Genomic DNA, 4,309 nt, shown 5'->3' on the forward strand with positions numbered 1-4,309 from the left:
TGGGGTTCAGCGGACGCTTACGTATATCTCGCACTCGTTGTAGTCGCTGAACCGCTTTATCCATCTTCTCTGCACTAGCAATATCGAAAATTGCATATGCACAACTCAGACAGCTCGTAATAGTAGTAAATGAAATTTTTTCGCAAGAGTCAGGGTTTGTACATGCACCAAACAGACTCTGTTTATAGGCTATTTCACCCTTTTTCAATCGTTTGACGGCTTCAGCACGGTTGGGAAAGATCTTCAATATTTGCCCATCAGCTTTTAGCAATTGCCAATAGGTTCCCGCACCACCAAATAGATGACTAGAGCTATTGATTACACCATCCTCAAATTGCTCATATGAATGAACAAGTCGCTGATACTCAAGCTCTTGAATAAACTCTTTTTGACTATCACTGGCTAAAATATTTGGAGCAAACACCGCATTATTTCGATAATACAATGTCATCGCCTCAGTTAAATGCTTATATTGAACCGACAAAGCGCCCAGTCCAATAACGCCTGAACGAGCACCGTACACTGCCAAAGAACGCCTAAATTGATGAGTACAAAGATTCCAGTATTCTCCAATCTGACAATCTTTCTCATCACGCCAGTTACGGAATCCATCAAATGCTTCTAATTCAGCTATATCACTTTCAGTAATTCTTAATACATCACCTAGCGAGACTGAAATACGGCTTAGATACAGGTTAAAATTGGACTGTGTTCGGGTCGGAGCACCTGAAAAATGTGAAACAAAATCTGTTTCGTTTTTAATATTTCGATTATTTTTATTTCGATGCTTTTGCGAGTAAAGCGTTGGAAATAATGGGTATTCAGCAGGATTAGACATATCATAATGTGGATTGAGCAAAGCATAGATTTCACCAATACTTTGCGCTGCACGTACGCCAAACTGAATATCTTCAAACGTGATCCAATAGGTCGATTTATTACCGCCACCATGTAACTTAGAGGTGTAACCCATCAACACATGCACACGATGTTCATTGCTCTGAACGGTTTGATAGCAGTCATAAGACAGCTGATTCACTTCGTTATCCCGCATACCTGTGAATAAATGAATCCAAAGTTTGGCCATACCTTGAATTATCGTCATATAACGAGTGAGATTGGCATGTTTTTCAATCTGATGATTTTCAAAAAGCTGAGTTAAACCCAGCAAATCACGAGCATCGTCGAAACTTATTGTTCGTTTAGCACGCTTAAACTCCACAGGCATCAGGGCAAAATTGGCATCCTGCTGAATACGCTGAAACCATTGTAATAAGGCAGGTGCATTTTGATTAAATTCATTCAATTTATCGGCTAAAGCATTAATTAAAGCGATATAAAGCCGTGAAGGAATAACTTTGGTTTGCGGGCCGACTTTACCTGATCGCAATCTGAGTTGAGCCGCTAACTTTGCTAAATGCTCAATCGGTTGATATGTACTAAAAGCTGGGATCAATGAGGGATACTGCTGTTGCAGAGTAAAACAATCGGTTAAAAATGCTTTGATGCGCAAGGCGGTTGGATAACTCAAGCCAGCATAAGCATCATTGACTTTCGATAGATAAGCGACATCACCAAATAACTGCTGCAACGTACAACCATTCTTGTATGCAAGTCGTGCAAACTGACGCAATGCAAGATGGCGCTGCTCAATACTTTTAATAATCGACTTACCAGTTTTAACGTACAATAACGCAAAGATGATTTTTTTCATTTCTGTACGTATTTGACAGAAGAGAAAATTATCTTCACGAGCATTTTCAAGCCAGCTATCAAAATTCAGGCGACAGTGGCACTTCGGCAAATAGGGTGAAAGATCCCAAACATTGTCTGCATAAACCGATAATATTGCACCGCTTTTCATTCGAGACAATACAAAAGAGGCTGGAACAGTCAGCTGATGACTCTGTAACCGATATTCATCGGGTAAAAACTGCTCAGCAACGCCACTGGCATATAAATACGAATTAAATGAACTCATGCGATCCACCCCAAATCAAGTAATAATTCAAAATGATTGAGCCAATAGGCATCTAAATCACCGCTTTCCACTTCTTCTTGAATTGAAAAAATACGGTCATGTAGATTTTCATAAGTGTTTGATAAATCATTAAGTACTTCGTCAATTCGGTGTAGTACAACACCGAACTGCTGTTCCCATTTGATCAAATCCGTGGCTTTTTGTTTGACATAACCAAGTAGACTTTTCAGTGATAAAAGCTTACGAATATCCGTATCATCGGCATGGATTGCATAGTGATGACAGAACAAGCAATGCTCAAATTGCTGGCAGTTTGGGGTTGGCGCTTGTGCAGTAAAACCAAGTGCTTTTTCAGGCTGTGGCGTTGCTGTCACACATGCACCGACAGGTAAGGTTTGAACATCAACAGGCTGATCTATCGTTTGTACCGAAATTCGCTCAAGCGTTCGAGTTTGTGCGACTGCAACATCTCTCAGCTCATTAAAGAACAGTGAAATTTGCTGAGCTGCATCTTTAAATGACGTACGTGCATAATTATTTCTTGCTGTATCGAGTGAGTGACCCATAACTTCAGCTTCAAGCAGTAAATCACCATCACTTAACTCAACGGTTTGACTGCTTTATGCTTACGCCACTGTTGTGGTGTAATCCAAACCATTTGAGGAAAAATGCGTTGTAAAAAGCTTTTTATATTTTGCAATTTATTATGTCCAATCGGCACAAGCCTTCGAATTTCATTACGTTGTGGAAAGACAAAATCACAGGTTTCATCTTGGATATACCATGCTCTAAGTTCTAAAATTTGTCTAAAAACAGGTTCAAATGTCACCCCAAACTCAGGCCGAACTTCTTTCCCTCCAGCACGACTTTTTGTTCCTGAGAATCTCCGCCCCTGAGTTGAGGGCAAGATTTCCATCGTATCTAGCTGTAACTGCTGAGCTGTGTCTAAATTAGCCCCCGTTTGTGTGATAAACAACAACATGCCGATGCAAAGACCATAGGAGGCAAGTCGCTCTCGCTCCATATGTCGTTTATCTTTATTACGCTCTTCAAGCTTACGAATCGCTTGATTACGATTTTCACGTAAGCGCTTTCGATGCTCACTATCTTCAGCAAGCCCGAAATCCACCAACATTTTTGAAAAATCGGGAATAGCTGAATATTTAGACAAATAGCTGTGCATATCAAACTGAATATGTTGTTTTTCAATTTGATGATTAAAGCCTGAGTAAAAATAGAACTCTTCCTGATCCACGGATTGAAAGTGCGCGGGAAAGTTACCCTTCTGGACAACGATACGATGGATTTCCGAAAATACATTCAACAAAGTTGCATACGTTTTTTGATGATCCTCCTGTGCAATTGGTAAAACGGGAACATCATAACGCTGCGACTGTACTTGCATCGCTTGACTAGCAATATCAATTTCATGACAATCAAATACATATGCGATCAGTTTTGCAACATAACGCTGATACTGCTTTGCGGTATGCGCAGCCAAGTTATCGTCATCAGTATCCGCAAGCAGAGTCCGATCTACTAAATATTTACTGTAACGACGATAGGCATCGATCACACTATCTTTATTGGATAAATCAAAATTTTTCTTTTGCTGATCAATCCAATCTAAAAATATTTTGATAATGAAATAGAACAACCCTTTTGATAGATCCGATCCATCCATTTGCAGTAGATAATCGGTAAAACATTTTAAAAAATAGCGTCTTTTTTCATCAAAAGAAGCAACAAGCTCATGGTCGGATATATCGGAAGAACATACTCTTTTAGCAAAAAAGAATGTACCGATGTCTAAAGTTCTAAAGGAAAATGAAGCTGTTTTATCTTTGATCACGAGTATGAGATGCTCATGTTCAGTAATCTGTTTATGAATATCAGTGATATTTACAAACAATGGAGTACGAATAAAATTCATGACAAATCTCCTGCTAAATCCACAGAAGATTTGACGTATTTCATCAAGCTAGACTCATACTCATGCTGAATTTTATTGCGCCATTGCAAGCGTGATTTATAGTTCAAATACTGCAAAGTCGTACTAATATTGCGATGCCCCATCCTAGCTTGCACATATTCGACCGCTATCATAGCCGAATGCCCTTCGGGTAAATGCTGTAACTGGCTTTCAAGCAGATTCATACCAAAGCTGGCACGTAAATCATGGAATTTAACGCTTGGAAATTGTGGATCAATTAGACGAATTTCAGGCAATAACACCATTTTAAAATAACTACGTACTGCTTCACCTTCATAGATTTTCAGTCGAGTCTCAAAGGAGTCAGATGCTTTGATCTTTTCAGTTAACTTCTG

The 4,309-nt window shown here is 39.4% G+C and carries 1 protein-coding gene and 2 pseudogenes; all 3 read right to left on the reverse strand.

The genetic code is table 11. The annotated features are described in order from the left end of the window. Window positions 1–1,981: hypothetical protein (locus B4J23_RS05655; RefSeq protein WP_291359201.1), on the reverse strand; the 1,981-nt coding region annotated here is incomplete at its 3' end. Further along, window positions 1,978–3,914 (reverse strand): annotated as a pseudogene (locus B4J23_RS05660) (hypothetical protein). The pseudogene B4J23_RS05660 and the gene B4J23_RS05655, both read right to left, overlap by 4 nt. Beyond that, a pseudogene (locus tag B4J23_RS05665) lies at window positions 3,911–4,309 on the reverse strand (site-specific integrase); the annotation flags it as partial. The pseudogenes B4J23_RS05665 and B4J23_RS05660, both read right to left, overlap by 4 nt.

Origin of the sequence: Acinetobacter sp. UBA3025 (assembly GCF_002367915.1) — a bacterium.
Lineage (GTDB): Bacteria > Pseudomonadota > Gammaproteobacteria > Pseudomonadales > Moraxellaceae > Acinetobacter.